At 63.6% G+C, this 19,798-nt stretch carries 18 protein-coding genes; all 18 read left to right on the forward strand.

Annotated features, from left to right (window positions below):
• Window positions 1–10 precede the first annotated feature (10 nt).
• The gene (gene nuoF, locus FJW10_RS16055) at window positions 11–1,315 is read left to right on the forward strand and encodes an NADH-quinone oxidoreductase subunit NuoF (RefSeq protein WP_140829290.1); all 1,305 of its coding nucleotides are present in this window, start codon (window positions 11–13) and stop codon (window positions 1,313–1,315) included.
• A gap of 74 nt (window positions 1,316–1,389) precedes the next feature.
• Window positions 1,390–2,070, forward strand: coding sequence for an NADH-ubiquinone dehydrogenase (locus tag FJW10_RS16060; protein ID WP_140900841.1), 681 nt, complete (start codon window positions 1,390–1,392; stop codon window positions 2,068–2,070).
• Between the two features lie 73 nt (window positions 2,071–2,143).
• Window positions 2,144–4,225 carry an NADH-quinone oxidoreductase subunit NuoG gene (gene nuoG, locus FJW10_RS16065; RefSeq protein WP_140900842.1) on the forward strand — a complete coding sequence of 694 codons (2,082 nt, stop codon included), beginning with the start codon at window positions 2,144–2,146 and terminating at the stop codon, window positions 4,223–4,225.
• A 2-nt stretch (window positions 4,226–4,227) separates the two neighbouring features.
• Entirely contained in the window at window positions 4,228–5,271 is a 1,044-nt protein-coding gene (gene nuoH, locus FJW10_RS16070) for an NADH-quinone oxidoreductase subunit NuoH (protein WP_140829297.1), read from the forward strand.
• Window positions 5,271–5,528, forward strand: a complete 258-nt coding sequence (locus FJW10_RS16075) for a hypothetical protein (protein ID WP_140900843.1) — start codon at window positions 5,271–5,273, stop codon at window positions 5,526–5,528. Before nuoH ends, FJW10_RS16075 begins: the two co-directional genes overlap by 1 nt.
• Complete coding sequence (nuoI, locus tag FJW10_RS16080; protein WP_042643165.1) at window positions 5,525–6,016, forward strand: NADH-quinone oxidoreductase subunit NuoI; 492 nt, start codon at window positions 5,525–5,527, stop codon at window positions 6,014–6,016. Before FJW10_RS16075 ends, nuoI begins: the two co-directional genes overlap by 4 nt.
• A gap of 127 nt (window positions 6,017–6,143) precedes the next feature.
• Window positions 6,144–6,764: an NADH-quinone oxidoreductase subunit J gene (locus FJW10_RS16085; protein ID WP_041007645.1), complete on the forward strand. Its 621-nt coding sequence runs from the start codon at window positions 6,144–6,146 to the stop codon at window positions 6,762–6,764.
• A 1-nt stretch (window position 6,765) separates the two neighbouring features.
• Complete coding sequence (gene nuoK / locus FJW10_RS16090; RefSeq protein WP_040982022.1) at window positions 6,766–7,074, forward strand: NADH-quinone oxidoreductase subunit NuoK; 309 nt, start codon at window positions 6,766–6,768, stop codon at window positions 7,072–7,074.
• A gap of 11 nt (window positions 7,075–7,085) precedes the next feature.
• Entirely contained in the window at window positions 7,086–9,059 is a 1,974-nt protein-coding gene (gene nuoL, locus FJW10_RS16095) for an NADH-quinone oxidoreductase subunit L (RefSeq protein ID WP_140900844.1), read from the forward strand.
• On the forward strand, window positions 9,059–10,564 hold the full coding sequence (locus FJW10_RS16100) for an NADH-quinone oxidoreductase subunit M (RefSeq protein ID WP_140829309.1): 1,506 nt from the start codon (window positions 9,059–9,061) through the stop codon (window positions 10,562–10,564). The genes nuoL and FJW10_RS16100 overlap by 1 nt, the downstream gene beginning before the upstream one ends.
• Window positions 10,565–10,578: 14 nt before the next feature.
• On the forward strand, window positions 10,579–12,015 hold the full coding sequence (gene nuoN, locus FJW10_RS16105; RefSeq protein WP_140900845.1) for an NADH-quinone oxidoreductase subunit NuoN: 1,437 nt from the start codon (window positions 10,579–10,581) through the stop codon (window positions 12,013–12,015).
• A 4-nt stretch (window positions 12,016–12,019) separates the two neighbouring features.
• On the forward strand, window positions 12,020–12,841 hold the full coding sequence (locus FJW10_RS16110) for a biotin--[acetyl-CoA-carboxylase] ligase (protein WP_140829312.1): 822 nt from the start codon (window positions 12,020–12,022) through the stop codon (window positions 12,839–12,841).
• Window positions 12,842–12,935: 94 nt separating this feature from the next.
• Window positions 12,936–14,606 carry a ribonuclease J gene (locus tag FJW10_RS16115; protein ID WP_140900846.1) on the forward strand — a complete coding sequence of 557 codons (1,671 nt, stop codon included), beginning with the start codon at window positions 12,936–12,938 and terminating at the stop codon, window positions 14,604–14,606.
• A 133-nt stretch (window positions 14,607–14,739) separates the two neighbouring features.
• Window positions 14,740–15,144, forward strand: a complete 405-nt coding sequence (gene mce / locus FJW10_RS16120) for a methylmalonyl-CoA epimerase (RefSeq protein ID WP_140829314.1) — start codon at window positions 14,740–14,742, stop codon at window positions 15,142–15,144.
• Entirely contained in the window at window positions 15,141–15,425 is a 285-nt protein-coding gene (locus FJW10_RS16125) for a DUF1467 family protein (protein ID WP_140829315.1), read from the forward strand. The genes mce and FJW10_RS16125 overlap by 4 nt, the downstream gene beginning before the upstream one ends.
• 573 nt (window positions 15,426–15,998) lie before the next feature.
• The gene (gene proS / locus FJW10_RS16130) at window positions 15,999–17,327 is read left to right on the forward strand and encodes a proline--tRNA ligase (RefSeq protein ID WP_140829316.1); all 1,329 of its coding nucleotides are present in this window, start codon (window positions 15,999–16,001) and stop codon (window positions 17,325–17,327) included.
• The gene (locus FJW10_RS16135) at window positions 17,324–18,610 is read left to right on the forward strand and encodes a lipoprotein-releasing ABC transporter permease subunit (RefSeq protein WP_140829319.1); all 1,287 of its coding nucleotides are present in this window, start codon (window positions 17,324–17,326) and stop codon (window positions 18,608–18,610) included. The genes proS and FJW10_RS16135 overlap by 4 nt, the downstream gene beginning before the upstream one ends.
• Window positions 18,610–19,290 carry an ABC transporter ATP-binding protein gene (locus FJW10_RS16140; RefSeq protein ID WP_140646673.1) on the forward strand — a complete coding sequence of 227 codons (681 nt, stop codon included), beginning with the start codon at window positions 18,610–18,612 and terminating at the stop codon, window positions 19,288–19,290. The genes FJW10_RS16135 and FJW10_RS16140 overlap by 1 nt, the downstream gene beginning before the upstream one ends.
• The last annotated feature ends 508 nt before the right edge of the window (window positions 19,291–19,798 follow it).

Genomic DNA, 19,798 nt, shown 5'->3' on the forward strand with positions numbered 1-19,798 from the left:
GGGACGAGAAATGCTTCAGGACAAAGACCGCATCTTCACCAACATCTACGGCCTGTTCGACAAGTCGCTGGCCGGCGCGCAGTCGCGCGGCATCTGGGACGATACGCCCGGCCTCGTCGCCAAGGGGCGCGACTGGATCGTCAACGAGATGAAGGCGTCCGGCCTGCGCGGCCGTGGCGGCGCCGGCTTCCCGACCGGATTGAAATGGTCGTTCATGCCGAAGCAGAGCGACGGCCGACCGAGCTATCTCGTCATCAACGCAGACGAATCCGAGCCGGGCACCTGCAAGGACCGCGATATCCTGCGCAACGATCCGCACACGCTGGTCGAGGGCGCGCTGGTCGCCGGCTTCGCCATGGGCGCGATCGCCGCTTACATCTATGTGCGCGGCGAGTTCATCCGCGAGCGCGAGGCGCTGCAGCGCGCCATCGACGAGGCTTACGCGGCCAAGCTGATCGGCAAGAACAACACCTCCGGCTACGACTTCGAAGTCTACATGCATCACGGCGCCGGCGCCTATATCTGCGGCGAGGAGACCGCGCTGCTCGAAAGCCTGGAGGGCAAGAAGGGCCAGCCGAGGCTGAAGCCGCCATTCCCGGCCAATGTCGGCCTCTATGGCTGCCCGACCACCGTCAACAACGTCGAGTCGATCGCGGTGGCGCCGACCATCCTGCGCCGCGGCGCCGCCTGGTTCTCGTCCTTCGGCCGCCCGAACAACGCCGGCACCAAGCTGTTCTGCGTGTCGGGCCACGTCAACAATCCGTGCACTTTCGAAGAAGCGATGTCGATCCCGTTCCGCGAATTGATCGAGGAGCATTGCGGCGGCATCCGCGGCGGCTGGGACAATCTGCTCGCGGTCATCCCGGGCGGTGCTTCGGTGCCGCTGGTGCCGGCCGAGCAGATCATGGACGCGCCGATGGATTTCGACGCGCTGCGCGACTTGAAATCCGGCCTCGGCACGGCGGCTGTCATCGTCATGGACAAGTCGACGGATATCGTGAAGGCGATCGCCAGGCTTTCCTACTTCTACAAGCATGAGAGTTGCGGCCAGTGCACGCCGTGCCGAGAAGGCACCGGCTGGATGTGGCGGGTGATGGAGCGTCTGGTGCGCGGCGAGGCGCAGAAGCGCGAGATCGACATGCTGCTCGACGTCACCAAGCAGGTCGAGGGTCACACGATCTGCGCGCTGGGGGACGCGGCCGCCTGGCCGATCCAGGGCCTGATGCGGCATTTCCGCGGCGAGGTGGAGCGCCGCATCGACGAGTTTTCGCGCAACGCGCACCGGGTCGAGCCGGTGATGGTGGCGGCGGAATAGGACTTTGAAATAGGGGCGCAAGCCCAAGACTGACAGCAGGGGCGGGCACACGAAGAAACGACCAGGAGATTTCTATGGCGCCGTATTCGATACCCTACTCGTTCATGCCTGATTTGGACCAACTCGAGAAGATGAACCAGGACCTGACCAAGATGATGCCGAAGGAGATGGCAAGCGCCGTCAACCTTCTGGCGCATCCGGTCGCGAGTGCCGCGGCGATGTCGGCGCTCAGCATCGGTCTCGCCAACCATGCCGTCGGCATGTGGATGGGCGCCTTCACCGGCGCGCTGGAAGCTTCGCAGCGCATGTTCCAGCCGTTCCTCGACGATCTCGAGGCGCAAAGCGAAGCGGCCGCCAACGCGTCCAAGGCGCGCAAGGCGACCGAGACGCTGATCGCCAGGGCGCAGACCTTCGCCCGGGACGTGACCGATATCGCGGCGAACGCGACCGAGAAGGCGCTCGACGCGACCGGGGCCAATATTGTCGCCCAACCGGCCGCGAGCGGGCTGATGCCGGAGGATTTCAGGCAGCCGAAGGCGGTCGACAAGCCTGCGAAGCCGTCGGACCTGAAGGCGATTGCGGGCATCGGACCGAAGCTGGAGAAGGTGCTCAACGGTCTCGGCATCTGGACCTACGGCCAGATCGCCGCCTGGACGTCGGAAGAGATCGCCTGGGTGGAAGATTACCTGTCGCTCGCCGGCCGCATCGGCCGCGACGACTGGACTGCGCAAGCGGCGGCGCTCGCGGCTAAGTGAATTGAAATACCGGGCGCGCCTAGAGTCGCGCCCGGAAAGATAGATTGCGGACATCCGCAGGGGTTTGAGGCGAATGGCAAAGCTAAAGGTCGACGGGAAAGAGATCACGGTACCCGACCATTACACGCTGCTGCAGGCGGCTGAGGACGCCGGCGCGGAAGTGCCGCGCTTCTGCTTCCACGAGCGGCTGTCGATCGCTGGCAATTGCCGCATGTGCCTGATCGAGGTGAAGGGTGGCCCGCCCAAGCCGCAGGCGTCCTGCGCCATGGGCGTGCGCGACCTGCGCCCCGGCCCGAATGGCGAGCCGCCGGAAATCTTCACCAACACGCCGATGGTCAAGAAGGCTCGCGAAGGCGTGATGGAATTCCTGCTGATCAACCATCCGCTCGATTGCCCGATCTGCGACCAGGGCGGCGAATGCGACCTGCAGGACCAGGCGATGGCCTTCGGCGTCGATTCCTCGCGCTATCACGAGAACAAGCGCGCGGTCGAAGACAAGTATATCGGCCCGCTGGTCAAGACGGTGATGAACCGCTGCATCCATTGCACGCGCTGCGTCCGCTTCACCACCGAGGTCGCCGGCATTTCCGAGCTCGGACTGATCGGCCGCGGCGAGGATGCCGAGATCACCACCTATCTCGAACAGGCGATGACCTCCGAGCTGCAGGGCAACGTCATCGACCTTTGCCCAGTCGGCGCGCTGACCTCAAAGCCGTTCGCGTTCCAGGCGCGGCCGTGGGAACTGACCAAGACGGAATCGATCGACGTCATGGATGCAGTCGGCTCGGCGATCCGCGTCGACAGCCGCGGTCGCGAGGTGATGCGCATCCTGCCGCGCGTCAACGAGGCGGTGAACGAGGAGTGGATTTCCGACAAGACCCGCTTCATCTGGGACGGTCTGCGCACGCAGCGCCTCGACCGCCCGTATGTGCGCAAGAACGGCAAGCTGGCGCCGGCAAGCTGGGCGGAAGCCTTCGCCGCCATCAAGGACGAGGTGGGCAAGGCGACGCCCGAGCGGATCGGCGCGATCGCCGGCGACCTCGCGGCGGTCGAGGAAATCTACGCGCTCAAGCTTTTGATGGCGGCGCTCGGCTCGAAGAACATCGACTGTCGCCAGGATGGTGCCGCGCTCGATCCGTCGCTCGGCCGCGCCAGCTACATCTTCAATCCGACCATCGAAGGCATCGAGCAGGCCGACGCGGTGCTGATCATCGGCGCCAATCCGCGCTTCGAGGCCTCGGTGCTCAACGCCCGCATCCGCAAGCGCTGGCGCGTCGGCAACCTGCCGGTCGGCGTGATCGGCGAGATCGGCGACACCCGCTATGACTATGAGTTGATCGGCGCCGGCCCCGAATCCCTGAAGGGCCTGGCCGACGGCAACGGCAAATTCTTCGATGTGCTGAGCAAGGCCACGCATCCGCTGATCATCGTCGGCCAGGGCGCGCTGGCGCGCACGGACGGCGCGGCGGTGCTCGGCCAGGCGGCAAAGCTCGCGGCCGCCGTCAACGCGGTCACCGCCGACTGGAACGGTTTTGCGGTGCTGCACAACGCCGCGGCAAGAGTCGGCGGCCTCGATGTCGGCTTCGTGCCGGGCGAGGGCGGCAAGGATGTCGCCGGCATGCTGGGCGATACCGATGTGCTGTTCCTGCTCGGCGCCGACGAGATCGACATGGCCAGGACCGGCGGCGCCTTCGTCGTCTATATCGGCACGCATGGCGATGCCGGCGCGCATCGCGCCAATGTCATCCTGCCGGCCGCCGCCTATACCGAGAAGTCCGGCACCTATGTCAACACGGAAGGCCGCGTGCAGCAGACCAACCGCGCCGGCTTCGCCCCTGGCGAGGCGCGCGAGGACTGGGCGATCCTGCGGGCGCTCTCCGACGTGCTTGGCAAGAAGCTGCCCTTCGATTCGCTGGCGCAGTTGCGCGCCAAGCTCTATGGCGAATTCCCGCATCTCGCCCGCATCGACCAGGTGCAGGCGGGCAGCGGCGACGACATCGCCAAGGTGGCGAAGCTCGGCGGCCGCCTGAACAAGGGCACTTTCACCTCGCCGGTGAAGGACTTTTATCTCACCAACCCGATCGCGCGGGCGTCGGCCGTGATGGCCGAGTGCTCGGCGCTGGCCAAGAGCGGCTTCAAGCAGGCGGCGGAATAAGCATGGACACCTTCCTCTCAATCTATGTGCTGCCGGCGCTGCTGATCCTTCTGAAGTCGGTCGTGCTGATCGTCGTGCTTCTGATCGGCGTCGCCTACCTGCTCTATGCCGACCGCAAGATCTGGGCGGCGGTGCAATTGCGTCGCGGCCCGAACGTCGTCGGTCCGTGGGGAACGCTGCAGGCCTTTGCCGATCTTCTGAAATTCGTCTTCAAGGAGCCGGTGATCCCGTCGGGCGCCAACAAGGGCGTGTTCCTCCTGGCGCCGCTGGTGTCGGCGGTGCTGGCGATCTCGGCCTGGGCGGTCATTCCGGTCAACGAGGGATGGGCGATCGCCAATATCAATGTCGGTATCCTCTATGTCTTCGCCATCTCCTCGCTCGAGGTCTATGGCGTGATCATGGGCGGCTGGGCTTCGAATTCCAAATACCCGTTCCTGGGCGCGCTGCGCTCGGCCGCGCAGATGGTGTCCTACGAGGTCTCGATCGGCTTCGTCATCGTCACCGTGCTGCTCTGCGTCGGTTCGCTCAACCTCTCCGACATCGTCATGTCGCAGCAGGACGGTCTCGGCACCAAGCTCGGCCTGCCCAACACCTTCCTCGACTGGCACTGGCTGTCGCTGCTGCCGATGTTCGTGGTGTTCTTCATCTCGGCGCTGGCCGAGACCAACCGCCCACCTTTCGATCTTGTGGAGGCGGAATCGGAACTCGTCGCCGGCCATATGGTTGAATATTCGTCGACGCCGTTCCTGCTCTTCTTCCTCGGCGAGTATGTCGCCGTCGTCCTGATGTGCGCGCTGGCGACCATCCTGTTCCTCGGCGGCTGGCTGCCCCCGTTCAACTTCGCGCCCTTCACCTGGGTACCGGGCGTTATCTGGTTCGTGCTGAAGATCTGCCTGATGTTCTTCATGTTCTCGATGGTGAAGGCTTTCGTGCCGCGCTACCGCTACGACCAACTGATGCGGCTGGGCTGGAAAGTGTTCCTGCCGATCTCGCTGTTCATGGTCGTGGCCACCGCGGCCTTCCTCAAGATCACAGGGTTTGCGTGATGAGCGATATCTCCGCAGGTTTTGTGGGAGCTGTTGCTGGCTTACTTGTTGCCTTTTTCGGCAATGTTGTTGTGCTGCCTTACGTGTTGCGACAGCAGGGACAGAGGATCTCCGCAAATTATCAAGTTCCCGTATTTGGTTGGGACATGCGGAAAGTGGCGTCGCTCACGCGAGTTGCGTATCGCTTTCTGATGCCGATCCTGTTCGGGTTTGTTGGCGCTGTCGCCGCAATTCAATTATTTGGGGGTGCTGAATGAGTGCTCTGGCCCAGGCCGCAAAGTCGCTGCTGCTGAAGGATTTCGTCAGCGCCTTCTTCCTTTCGATGCGCCAGTTCTTCGCGCCGAAGGAAACGATCAACTATCCGCATGAGAAGGGGCCGACCAGCCCGCGCTTCCGTGGCGAGCATGCGCTGCGCCGTTATCCGAACGGCGAGGAACGCTGCATCGCCTGCAAGCTCTGCGAAGCGATCTGCCCGGCGCAGGCCATCACCATCGAAGCCGGGCCGCGCCGCAATGACGGCACGCGCCGCACCGTGCGCTACGACATCGACATGGTGAAATGCATCTATTGCGGCTTCTGCCAGGAAGCCTGCCCCGTCGACGCCATCGTCGAGGGGCCGAATTTCGAATTCGCGACCGAGACGCGCGAGGAGCTTTACTACAACAAGGAAAAGCTGCTGGCGAACGGCGATCGCTGGGAGCGGGAGCTGGCGCGCAACATCGCGCTCGACTCGCCTTATCGCTGACATTTGACGCATGGACGGGGCGAGGGGCCTCGTCTAAGGAACACGCGGCTTCGCTACCGGATGCGGAACCAAGCCAGAGACAACGGAGAGGGCGAATGTCCAATCCGACAGGAACCCGGGGGAACCCATGCTGAGTGGACTAGAGGCGGCCTTTTTCTACCTCTTCGCCTTTATCGCCGTGGCGTCGGCCTTCATGGTCATTTCGTCGCGCAACCCCGTGCATTCCGTGCTGTTCCTGATCCTCACCTTCTTCAACGCCGCCGGCCTGTTCATGCTGACCGGCGCCGAGTTCCTGGCGATGATCCTGCTCGTCGTCTATGTCGGCGCGGTGATGGTGCTGTTCCTGTTCGTCGTCATGATGCTCGACGTCGACTTCGCCGAGATGAAGCAGGGCGCGCTACAATATGCGCCGATCGGCGCGCTGGTCGGGCTGATCCTGGCGGCGGAGCTGATCATCGTGCTCGGCGGCTACACATTCGCGCCGCAGCTTGCCTCGACCGTCGCCAAGGCAACGCCGGATCTCGCCACGCGCTCCAACACGGCGGCGCTCGGCGACATCCTCTATACGGACTACCTCTATTATTTCCAGATTTCCGGCCTGGTGCTGCTGGTCGCCATGATCGGCGCCATCGTCTTGACGCTGCGCCACAAGGAAGGCGTCAAGCGGCAGTCGATCGCCGCGCAGGTCGGCCGCACGCCGGCGACGGGCATGGAAATCCGTAAGGTCAAATCGGGCGAGGGCATCTGAGATGGTCGTCGGCATTGCACATTATCTGACCGTATCGGCGATCCTGTTCACGCTCGGCGTGTTCGGCATCTTCCTGAACCGCCGCAACATCATCGTCATCCTGATGTCGGTCGAGCTCATCCTGCTTGCGGTCAACATCAACTTCGTCGCGTTCTCGGCGGCGCTGCATGATCTCGTCGGACAGGTCTTCGCCCTGTTCGTGCTGACGGTCGCGGCCGCCGAGGCCGCGATCGGCCTTGCCATTCTTGTCGTCTTCTTCCGCAACCGCGGCTCGATCGCGGTCGAAGACGTGAGCGCGATGAAGGGTTGACGGGAACCATCATGTATCAGGCTATCGTCTTCCTTCCGCTGCTCGGCTTCCTGATTGTCGGCCTGTTCGGCAATTCGCTCGGCGCCAAGGCTTCCGAATACATCACCTCCGGCTTCCTGGTGATCGCGGCGGTGCTGTCGTGGATCGCCTTCTTCACCGTCGGCTTCGGCCATGGCGAGGTGTTCACAGTGCCGGTGCTGCGCTGGATCCAGTCGGGCGGCATCGACGCGTCATGGGCGCTCAGGATCGATACGCTGACGGTGGTGATGCTGGTCGTCGTCAACACGGTGTCGGCGCTGGTCCATATCTACTCGATCGGCTACATGCACCACGATCCGAACCGTCCGCGTTTCTTCGCCTATCTGTCGCTGTTCACCTTCGCGATGCTGATGCTGGTGACGGCCGATAACCTCATCCAGATGTTCTTCGGCTGGGAGGGCGTCGGTCTCGCCTCCTATCTCTTGATCGGCTTCTGGTACAAGAAGCCGTCGGCCAATGCGGCGGCGATCAAGGCTTTCGTCGTCAATCGTGTCGGCGACTTCGGCTTCGCGCTAGGCATCTTCGGCGTCTTCGTGCTGTTCGGCTCGGTCAATCTCGGCACCATCTTCGCCAACGCGGCCTCCTTCCTGCCGGCCGAAGGCGCGCCGGCGGGCGCTGCCGTGCTCACTTTCCTCGGCCATGCGCTCGACAAGCAGTCAGCGCTGACCGTGGTCTGCCTGCTGCTCTTCATGGGCGCCATGGGCAAGTCGGCGCAGGTGCCGCTGCACACCTGGCTGCCGGACGCCATGGAAGGCCCGACGCCGGTCTCCGCGCTCATTCACGCGGCGACCATGGTGACCGCCGGCGTGTTCATGCTGGCGAGGCTGTCGCCGCTGTTCGAGCTGTCGCATACGGCGCTGACCGTCGTCACCTTCATCGGCGCCTTCACCGCCTTCTTCGCGGCGACGGTCGGCCTGGTCCAGAACGACATCAAGCGCGTCATCGCCTATTCGACCTGCTCGCAGCTCGGCTACATGTTCGTGGCGCTCGGCGTCGGCGCCTATGGCGCGGCGATCTTCCACCTGTTCACGCATGCCTTCTTCAAGGCGCTGCTGTTCCTGGGCTCCGGCTCGGTCATCCACGCTGTCTCCGACGAGCAGGACATGCGCAAGATGGGCGGCCTTCGCAAGCTGATCCCGAAGACTTACTGGATGATGGTCATCGGCACGCTGGCGCTGACCGGCGTCGGCATTCCGGCGACGGTGATCGGCACCGCCGGCTTCTTCTCCAAGGACGCCATCATCTCGATGTCGTTTGCCAGCCATAATGCGGTCGCCGGCTTCGCCTTTATCCTGCTGGTGGTCGCCGCCTGCTTCACCAGCTTCTACTCCTGGCGGCTGATCTTCATGACCTTCCACGGCGAGCCGCGCGCCAGCCACGAGGTCATGCACCACGTCCATGAATCGCCGCCGGTGATGCTGGTGCCGCTCTATGTGCTGGCGGCCGGCGCGCTGTTCGCGGGCATCATCTTCCGCGGCGCCTTCATCGGCGAGGGTTATGCCGAGTTCTGGAAGGCGTCGCTGTTCACGCTGCCGGACAACCACATCCTGCACGAGATCCACGAATTGCCGCTCTGGGTGGAACTGGCGCCGTTCGTCGCCATGGTGATCGGCCTGCTGGTCGCCTGGCAGTTCTATATCCGCAAGCCGGAGGCGCCGAAGGAACTGGCGGCGCAGCATCGCGGCCTCTACACCTTCCTGCTAAACAAGTGGTATTTCGACGAGCTCTACGACTTCCTGTTCGTGCAGCCGGCCAAGCGCCTCGGCCGCTTCCTGTGGAAGACCGGTGACGGCACGATCATCGACGGGCTCGGTCCGGACGGCATCTCGGCGCGCGTCGTCGACGTCACCAACCGGGTCGTCAAGCTGCAGACCGGCTACCTCTATCACTACGCCTTCGCCATGCTGATCGGCGTGGCCGCTCTCGTCACCTGGATGATGCTCTGATGACCGACTGGCCAATCCTCTCGCTGGTCACCTTCCTGCCGCTGGTTGGTGTTCTGCTCATCCTGTTCATCAACGATGACAATGAGAACGCGCGCCGCAACATCCGCGCCATCGCCTTTATCACGACGGCGTTCACCTTCGTCATCTCGCTGTTCATCTGGACGGGCTTCGACAATTCGCAGGCCGGCTTCCAGTTCGTCGAGAAGCACGCCTGGCTGGATTCGGGCATCTCCTACCACATGGGCGTCGACGGCATTTCGATGCTGTTCGTCATCCTGACCACCTTCCTGATGCCGTTCTGCATCCTGGCCTCCTGGGAAGCGATCGAGAAGCGGGTCAAGGCCTATATGATCGCCTTCCTGATCCTCGAGACGCTGATGATCGGCGTGTTCTGCGCGCTCGACATCGTCTTGTTCTACGTCTTCTTCGAGGCCGGCCTGATCCCGATGTTCATCATCATCGGCGTCTGGGGCGGCAAGCGCCGTGTCTATGCCTCGTTCAAGTTCTTCCTCTATACGCTCGCCGGTTCGGTGCTGATGCTGCTCGCCATCATGGCGATGTTCTTCCAGTCGGGCACCACCGATATCCCGACGCTTTTGACGCATAATTTCCCTGCCAGCATGCAGACCTGGCTGTGGCTCGCCTTCTTCGCCTCCTTCGCGGTGAAGATGCCGATGTGGCCGGTGCACACCTGGCTGCCCGACGCCCACGTCGAGGCGCCGACCGCCGGTTCGGTCATCCTGGCCGGCATCCTCCTCAAGATGGGAGGGTACGGCTTCCTGCGCTTCTCGCTGCCGATGTTCCCGGAGGCATCGGCGATGTTCGCGCCGTTGGTGTTCACGCTCTCGGTCGTCGCCATCATCTACACCTCGCTGGTGGCGCTGATGCAGGAGGACATGAAGAAGCTGATCGCCTATTCGTCGGTAGCCCACATGGGCTTCGTCACCATGGGCATCTTCGCGATGAACCAGGAAGGCGTGCAGGGCGCGATCTTCCAGATGCTCAGCCACGGCCTCGTCTCGGGCGCGCTGTTCCTGTGCGTCGGCGTCATCTACGACCGCATGCATACGCGCGAGATCGACGCCTATGGCGGCCTCGTCAACAACATGCCGAAATACGCCACCGTGTTCATGATCTTCACCATGGCCAATGTCGGCCTTCCGGGCACCAGCGGCTTCATCGGCGAATTCCTGACCATGCTCGGCGTGTTCAAGGTCAACACCTGGGTGGCGTTCTTCGCCGCCACCGGCGTCATCCTGTCGGCGGCCTATGCGCTGTGGCTCTATCGCCGGGTGATCTTCGGCGCGCTGACCAAGGACAGCCTGAAGAACCTGCTCGATCTGTCGCCGCGCGAGAAGGCGATCGTCTATCCGCTGGTGGTGCTGGTGATCTTCTTCGGCGTCTACCCGGCGCCGGTGTTCGACGCGACGGCTGCTTCGGTCAAGACGCTCGTCACCAACGTCACCGCATCCATCAATTCCGCGCAGACCGCGGCGGCGAACTGACTGGGGAATAGACCATGACGCCGGACCTTCTCTCCAGCCTTTCGCTCTCGACGCCGGAACTGATCCTGGCCGTCGGCGCGCTGGTGCTCCTGATGATCGGAGCCTATTCGCGCTCCAACAACACCATGACCGTGACCGGCCTGGCCGTCGTCGTGCTGGTGGTGGCCGGCCTGTGGCTCGCTTTCTCCGGCGGGCGGGGCGATGCCTATGGCGGCGCCTTCGTCCAGGATTCCTTCAGCGCCTTCATGAAGATGCTGGCGCTGATCGGCTCCGCGGTGTCGCTGGTCATGTCGATGCGCTTCGCCCGCCAGGAGCATTTCGACAAGTTCGAATTCCCGGTTCTTATCCTGCTCTGCACGCTCGGCATGCTGTTGATGATCTCGGCCAACGGCATGATCGGCCTCTATCTCGGGCTCGAACTGCAGTCGCTGGCGATCTACGTGCTCGCGGCGATCAACCGCGACAATCTGCGTTCGACCGAGGCGGGCCTGAAATATTTCGTCCTCGGCGCGCTGTCGTCGGGCATGCTGCTCTACGGCATCAGCCTCGTCTACGGCTACACCGGCAATACCGGTTTCCAGGAGATCGCGTCGGCGCTCTCCAGCGGCGAGCGCCAGCTTGGCCTCGTCTTCGGCCTGGTGTTCGTGCTCGCCGGCCTTGCCTTCAAGATCTCGGCCGTGCCGTTCCATATGTGGACGCCGGACGTCTACGAGGGCGCGCCAACGCCGATCACCGCCTTCCTGGCCGCCGCGCCGAAAATGGCGGCGATGGCGCTGATCGTGCGCGTCACCATGGGCGCCTTCAAGCCGATCGCTTCGGACTGGCAGCAGATCATCGTCTTCATCTCGATCGCCTCGATGGCGCTCGGCGCCTTCGCGGCCATCGGCCAGACCAACATCAAGCGCCTGATGGCCTATTCCTCGATCGGCCATATGGGCTACGCGCTGGTCGGCCTTGCCGCCAACAGCCAGGCCGGCGTGCGCGGCGTCGCCATCTACATGCTGATCTATCTGGTGATGACGCTCGGCACCTTCGCCTTCATCCTCGCCATGCGGCGCAAGGAAGGCAATGTCGAGCAGATCGCCGATCTCGCCGGCCTTTCCTCGACCAACCCGATCATGGCCACCATCCTCACCATCCTGATGTTCTCGCTGGCCGGTATACCGCCGCTCGCGGGTTTCTGGGGGAAGTGGTACGTGTTCCTGGCCGCCATCAACGCGCATCTCTACGCGCTGGCGATCATCGGCGTGCTGGCCTCGGTGGTAGGCGCCTACTACTATCTGCGCATCATCAAGATCATGTGGTTCGACGAGCCGGTCGGCGGCTTCGTGCCGATGGCCAGCGAGTTGCGCCTGGTGCTCGGCGTCAGCGGCGCCTTCGTGCTGTTCTATGTGCTGATCGGCGGGCCGATCGGCAGCTATGCCGAAGCCGCCGCCAAGACTTTCTTCTGACGGGATGGCATTTCGACTGGCTCCAACCGCGGCGTCGGATGGGTTCCGGCTCGAAGCGCATGACAGCGTCGGCTCGACCAACGCGCTGGCGCTGGAACACGCGCGCGCCGGCGATCCCGGCAAGCTCTGGGTCGTTTCGAAGAAGCAGGAAAGCGGCCGCGGCCGCCGTGGCCGTGTCTGGGCCACACCCGAAGGCAATCTTGCGGCGACGCTGCTTCTGGTTCCGGGCGGCGAGCTGCGGCTTGCCGCGACGCTCGGCTTTGTCGCGGGGCTGGCGCTGGCCGACGCGCTCGACGCCGTCGTGCCGAAGGGCCGGATCGCCGTCGCCGTCGACGGCGCGAGCCAGGGCCGCAACCGCTTCGAGCTGAAATGGCCGAACGACGTGCTGGCCTCGGGCGCCAAGCTCGCCGGCATATTGCTGGAATCGGCGATGCTGGAAGGCGGCCGCTTCGCGGTCGCCGTCGGCATCGGCGTCAATGTCGTGGCCTACCCGGAAGATCTGCCTTATCCGGCGACATCGCTGCAGGCATTGGGCGCCCAGTGCGACGCCGAAACCCTGTTCCTGGCGCTTTCGGATGCCTGGAGCGAGAATGCCCGGCTGTGGGATGACGGGCGCGGGCTCGATGCCATCAGAAAGCGCTGGCTTGGCCGCGCAGCGGGCCTCGGCGGCGAGGTTGCTGTCAGAGTTGACGGCAATGTGGTGCGCGGCGTCTTCGAGACCATTGACGAGGACTGCCGTTTCGTGATCCGCGACGATGAGGGATCGGTTTTGACGATCGCGGCCGGCGACGTGCATTTCGGCGCTGTCGCCTCGGCTCGAGTATAATTTTGTTTTGCGCAATTCCGAACGGAAAACCGTGACACGCTTTTCCCGGAATTGCTCCAACGGCTTGGTCTGACGACCAGGAAGGAAAGAATTCATGGCGAATAAGGAAAACGCCGAGCTCGTTTTCGCGCCGCTGGGCGGCGTTGGCGAGATCGGCATGAACTTCGCCCTTTACGGCTATGGGCCTGCCGACGCGCGCGAATGGATCATCGTCGATGTCGGCGTCACCTTTCCTGACTCGGCACATCCCGGCGTCGATCTCATCCTGCCCGATACACGCTTCATCGAGGAGAATCTCGACGGCCTGCGCGGCATCGTCATAACCCATGCGCATGAGGACCATTACGGCGCGCTGCTCGATATCTGGCCGAAGCTTAAAGTCCCTGTCTGGATGACGCCGTTCACCGCCGGCCTGCTCGAGGCCAAGCGGCAGGGCGAGCAGAATGCCCCGAAGATTCCGGCGTCGATCTACCGGGCCGGCGAGACATTCACCGTCGGACCGTTCGAGATCGAAGCTATTCCAGTGGCGCATTCGATCCCCGAACCGATGTCGCTGGCGATCACCACGCCCGCCGGCACCGTCATCCACACCGGCGACTGGAAGATAGACCCGGCGCCGACGGTCGGCCCGAAGACCGACGAGGCGCGTTTCCGCGCCTATGGCGACAAGGGCGTGCTGGCGCTGATCTGCGATTCCACCAACGCGTTGAGGGAAGGGGAGTCGCCCTCGGAAGTCGCGGTCGGCGAAGGCCTCAAGGGCGTCATCGAGAAAGCCAAGGGACGCGTTGCCGTCACCACCTTCTCCTCCAATGTCGGGCGCATCGTCTCGATCGCCAGGGCGGCACGCGATGCCGGCCGGCAATGCCTGGTGCTCGGCCGCTCGCTGAAGCGCGTCATCGACGTGGCGGGCGAGCTCGGCTACATGGATGGCCTGCCGGAGTTCATCGCCGAGGAAGACTACGGCTATATCCCGCGCGAGAACCTGGTGATCATCTGCACCGGCAGCCAGGGCGAGCCGCTGGCCGCGCTCGCCAAGCTCTCACGCGACGAGATGAAGTCGGTGGCGCTGACGGCCGGCGATACCGTTGTGTTTTCCTCGCGCACCATTCCCGGCAACGAGAAGGCGATCCTCGAGATCAAGAACCGGCTGATCGATCTCGGCATGAAGATCGTCGAGGACGGCGATGCGCTGGTGCATGTCTCGGGCCATCCGCGCCGCAGCGAGTTGCGCAAGATGTATGAATGGGTCCGGCCGCAGATCGGCGTTCCCGTGCATGGCGAGGCGGCGCATCTGGTGGCGCAGGGCTCGTTGATGTCGATGTCGGGCATCGGCCAGGTGGCGCAGGTGCGCGACGGCGACATGCTCAGACTCTGGCCCGGCCCGGCGACGATCATCGATCAGGTGCCGTTCGGCCGGCTCTACAAGGATGGCTCGCTGATCGGCACCGACCAGGCGATGGGCATACGCGACCGCCGCAAGCTTTCCTTCGCCGGCCATGTCGCCGTCAATGTCGTGCTCGACGACAAATATGAGCTTGCCGGCGACCCCGACCTGGTGGCGATCGGCGTCGCCGAGGCCGATGCCAGCGGCGAGACGCTGGAAGACCTGATGCTCGATGCGGCAATCGGCGCGGTGGACTCCATTCCACGCCAGCGCCGAAAAGACCTCGACCTGGTGCAGGAAGCGGTGCGCCGTGCCGTGCGCGCTGCCGCCAACGAAGCCTGGGGCAAGAAGCCGCTGGTGACTGTGTTTGTGACGAGATGAAGGGTAGGGCAGTAGGCAGTAGGCAATAGGAAAGCGATTGCTTTTTAGCTCGCCAAATTTGCTTCTTCTCTACTGTCTACTGTCTACTGTCTACTGTCTACTGCCTACTGCCTACTGCCTAGGGAAACCGCCAATGCTTGGACGCCTGAACCATGTCGCCCTTGCCGTGCCGGATCTGGCCGCGGCAATGGTCGCCTATCGCGATACACTGGGCGCGCGGTTGAGCGAGCCGCAGGCGCTGCCGGAGCATGGTGTGAGCGTGGTGTTCGTCGATGTCGGCAACACCAAGATCGAGTTGCTGGAGCCGCTGGGCGAGGCATCGCCCATCGCCGCGTTCCTTGAGAAGAATCCGTCCGGCGGCATGCATCACGTCTGCTACGAGGTCGACGATATCCTGGCCGCCCGCGATCATTTGAAGCAAAGCGGCGCACGTGTGCTGGGCGACGGCAATCCGAAGATCGGCGCGCATGGCAAGCCGGTGCTGTTCCTGCATCCCAAGGATTTCTTCGGCACGCTCGTCGAACTGGAGCAGGCATGAACTGGATTCTGTTCGCCGCGCTATTCTTCGTCACCTGGTGGCTGGTGCTGTTCGTTGTTCTTCCGTTTAGCCTGCGCACGCAGGACGACGATCAGGATGTCACGCTTGGCACCGTTTCCAGCGCGCCGCGGGGCCCGCATATGCTGCGCGCCTTCATCCGCGCGACGATCGTGACGGTGGTCGTGATGGGCATCCTCTACGGCCTGACGATGGGCCTGGGGTTCAGCTTCGACGACGTCATACGGATCATGCCGGACTTCACGCCGGACGCCAGTCACTGAAGGCGACAACACAGTTTCCGCAAGTATTGAGCAGCATACACGCGCCGAGGTCGAAATCGGAAGCCGGCTTCCGATTTCGACGGCTAATCACGCCTGAGCTGTTTGGCAGATGGTTGTGCTAAGCAGATGATTGCACAAAAAAAATGCAAGGCACAAGGCCTTGCAATTTAAACGCGTCCGATCCGTTTCCGGTGTCCGGCGGCAGCGAGTTACCGCGCCTAGATCGCATCCTCCCAAGACTTTGACCGCGTAGGAGAGCAGATTTTTCTCCGCCCTCTCGGTTATCGGCGCACACTAGACCAAGGCAGGTGAAAATGTCACGAAGAATTTTGCCTCGAAACAGGCAATATCGTGCTGCACTGCACAATAGTGCGGCAGGGCTTGCTTGTGAATCGATCAAAAAGCCATTTGCGGCACTTTGCAGCCAAAATCGCCTTTTGGGTAAGGTGCAGAAGGCTCCGATACTTTGGGGCGCTCGGGTTTCCATTCGGCCATGAAATGGCTATGAAGCCCGGGCAAGCAGCCTCGGTTGCGCCGATTCCCGCGCCGCCATTTTCACTCACGGACCAGTCCATGCGTTTGTCGCGCTATTTCCTGCCCATTCTTAAAGAAAATCCCCGCGAGGCCGAAATCGTCTCGCACCGGCTGATGCTGCGCGCCGGCATGATCCGGCAGCAGGGGCAGGGTAGCTTTTCGTGGCTGCCGCTGGGCAAGCGCGTGCTGGACAAGGTCTGCCAGATCATCCGCGAGGAACAGAACCGCGCCGGCGCGCTGGAAATCCTGATGCCGACCATCCAGTCGGCGGATCTGTGGCGAGAAAGCGGCCGTTACAACGACTATGGCAAGGAGATGCTGCGCATCAAGGACCGCCAGGATCGCGACATGCTCTACGGGCCGACCAATGAAGAGATGGTCACCGAGATTTTCCGCGCCTATGTGAAGTCCTACAAGGACCTGCCGCTCAACCTCTACCACATCCAGTGGAAGTTCCGCGACGAGGTGCGCCCGCGCTTCGGCGTCATGCGCAGCAGGGAATTCCTGATGAAGGACGCCTATTCCTTCGACCTCGATTTCGAGGGCGCCAGGGCCGCCTACAACCGCATGTTCGTCTCCTATCTCAGGACGTTCACACGCATGGGCCTGCAGGCCATTCCGATGCGCGCCGACACCGGCCCGATCGGCGGCGATCTCAGCCATGAGTTCATCATCCTGGCCGACACCGGCGAGAGCCAGGTGTTCTGCGACCGCGCCTATCTGTCGCTCGACGTGCCGGGCGCCGGCACCAACTTCTCCAACGATGCCGAGATCGGCGACATCGTGAAGAAGTGGACGACGCCTTATGCCGCCACCGACGAGATGCATGACGAGGCGGCCTGGGCGAACGTTCCGCCAAGCGAGCAGGTCTCGGCGCGCGGCATCGAGGTCGGCCACATCTTCCATTTCGGCGAGAAATACTCCAAGCCCATGGGCGCCAAGGTGACTGGACCCGACGGCAAGGACCACTACGCCTCCGGCGGCTCCTATGGCATCGGTCCGTCACGGCTGGTCGCGGCGATCATCGAGGCCAGCCATGACGAGAACGGCATCATCTGGCCGGAAGCGGTGGCGCCCTTCGATATCGGCCTGATCAACATGAAGGTCGGCGACGCCGAATGCGACCGCGTCTGCGACGAGCTTTATGCCGCGCTCACTTCGGCCGGCAAGGACGTGCTCTATGACGACACCGACCAGCGGCCCGGCGGCAAGTTCGCCACCGCGGATCTGATCGGCCTGCCGTGGCAGGTGATCGTCGGACCGCGCGGCGTGGCCGCCGGCGAGGTCGAGATCAAGAACCGCAAGTCGGGCGAGCGTGCCACACTGCCGATCGCGGAAGCCAAGAAGCGCTTGGGTGTCGCCGCATGAGTGAACCGGCGGCAGCGGCCAGGTCAGCGGCGGGCGCTTTCTCCGGCTTCGAGCGCATGGTGGCCTGGCGCTATCTGCGCTCGCGCCGCAAGGAAACGGTGATCTCGGTCATCGCTTCGATCTCCTTCCTCGGCATCATGCTCGGCGTCGCGACGCTGATCGTCGTCATGGCCGTGATGAACGGTTTTCGGGCCGAGCTGCTGACACGCATCCTCGGCGTCAACGGTCACCTCATCGTGCAGCCGCTCGATTCGCCGCTGGAGGACTACGCCCAGGTGGCGAGCCGCATCAACGGCGTCGCGGGCGTCAAATACGCCATTCCGCTGATCGACGGCCAGGTGCTGGCGCAAGGCAATGTCGGCGGCGGCACGGGCGCGCTGGTGCGCGGCATCCGCGGCGAGGATCTCGGCAAGATTTCGATCGTCGCAAACAACATCAAGCAGGGCACGCTCGACGGCTTCGACACCGGCGACGGCGTGGCGATCGGCAAGCGTATGGCGGAAAGCCTCGGACTGGTGCTCGGCGACACCATCACGCTGATCTCGCCGGACGGCGACGTGACGCCGCTCGGCACCACGCCGCGCATGAAGGGCTACAAGGTGGCGGCGATCTTCGAGGTCGGCATGTCGGAATATGACAGCTCGATCGTCTATATGCCGTTCTCCGAAGCGCAGCTCTATTTCAACATGGACGGCCGCGCGCAGACCATCGAGATCTATGTCGACAATCCCGACAATGTCGACGCGCTGAAGCCGCTGGTCGAGCAGGCGGCGCAGCGGCCGGTCGATCTCGTCGACTGGCGCCAGCGCAACGAGACCTTCTTCTCGGCGCTGCAGGTCGAGCGCAACGTCATGTTCATGATTCTCACGCTGATCGTGCTGGTGGCGGCGCTCAACATCATTTCCGGCCTCATCATGCTGGTGAAGGACAAAGGCCACGACATCGCCATCCTGCGCACGATGGGCGCCTCGCGCGGCGCGATCCTTCGCATCTTCCTGATGACGGGGGCGGCGATCGGCGTCACCGGGACCATCGCCGGCGTGCTGCTCGGCGTCGTCATCTGCCTCAACATCGAATCGATCCGCCAGTTCTTCTCCTGGATGACCGGCAAGATCCTGTTCAACCCCGAGCTCTATTTCCTCAGCCAACTGCCGGCGAAGATGGATCCGCGCGAGACGACCTATGTCGTCATCATGGCGCTGGCCCTGTCGTTCCTGGCGACGGTGTTCCCGGCCTGGCGGGCCGCCCGGCTCGATCCGGTCGAAGCCTTGAGGTACGAATGATGGCCGAGGCCATTATCGAGCTGAAGGGCGTCGAGCGGCACTACGTCCAGGGGCCGCGCAAGCTCACCATTCTGAACGGCGCCGACTTTTCGCTGCGACGCGGCGAGATGGTGGCGCTGGTGGCGCCGTCGGGCACCGGCAAGTCCACGCTGCTGCATACGGCGGGGCTGCTGGAGCGGCCCGATGCGGGCGACGTGATCCTCGCCGGCCGTGCCTGCGGCCGGCTGTCGGACGAGGAGCGCACCGCGATCCGCCGCAACGATGTCGGCTTCGTCTACCAGTTCCATCATTTGCTGCCGGAGTTCTCGGCGCTCGAGAACATCATGATGCCGCAGCTGATCAAGGGGCTTTCCTCCAAGGACGCTTCGGAGCGGGCAGCCCAGCTTCTCGACTACATGCAGATCGGCAAGCGCGCGCAGCACCGGCCGGCCGAGCTTTCCGGCGGCGAGCAGCAACGCGTCGCCATTGCCCGCGCTGTCGCCAATGCGCCGCTGGTGCTGCTGGCCGACGAGCCGACCGGCAACCTCGATCCGGTCACAGCCTCCTACGTCTTCGACGCGCTGGAGGCGCTGGTCAGGCAGTCGGGCCTCGCGGCGCTGATCGCCACCCACAACCATGAGCTGGCCTCGCGCATGGACCGGCGCGTGACGCTGGCCGAGGGTAAGGTCGTGCCGCTTTAGGCCAACCCGATATTCGGATGAGGCTGGCCTGCGGACGGCAGCTTCCGGCCTTCGCCGACCGTAGCCCTCATAAGTGTCTCCGCTCTATGAAGGCTACGGCCGGCATAGGCTGGTTCTCGGGAACCCGCCATCCTCGACTCAGCCCGATCCGAATCTCGGCTTGACCTGGCTCTGCGCAAATACCCCCAATCGTCCGCTAACCTTTCCTTAACCCTGCAGAAATGGACGGCCGGATTCATTCGGCGCGGTGTGTGGCGGCCGTTGACATTCGAACAAAATTAGAACAAATTGCGAACACACCAACAACGGAGAGAGTTATGTCTGATCTGGTTCAGGATGTCGTCTCGCTGGTTTGCATGAGCACCTTCCTCGTTTCCATGGCGATCTGGATTGGCGCCATGTGATCGGGCGGCCTGCCGCCGCCGGGACGGGCAATGGCCCGCCCTTTGTTCGGGCGGGCAAAGGCCCGCCCTGGGACGGGCAAGAGCCCGCCCTTTGTTGTTAAGTC

It is taken from the genome of Mesorhizobium sp. B4-1-1, from assembly GCF_006439375.1.
Classification (GTDB): Bacteria; Pseudomonadota; Alphaproteobacteria; order Rhizobiales; family Rhizobiaceae; genus Mesorhizobium.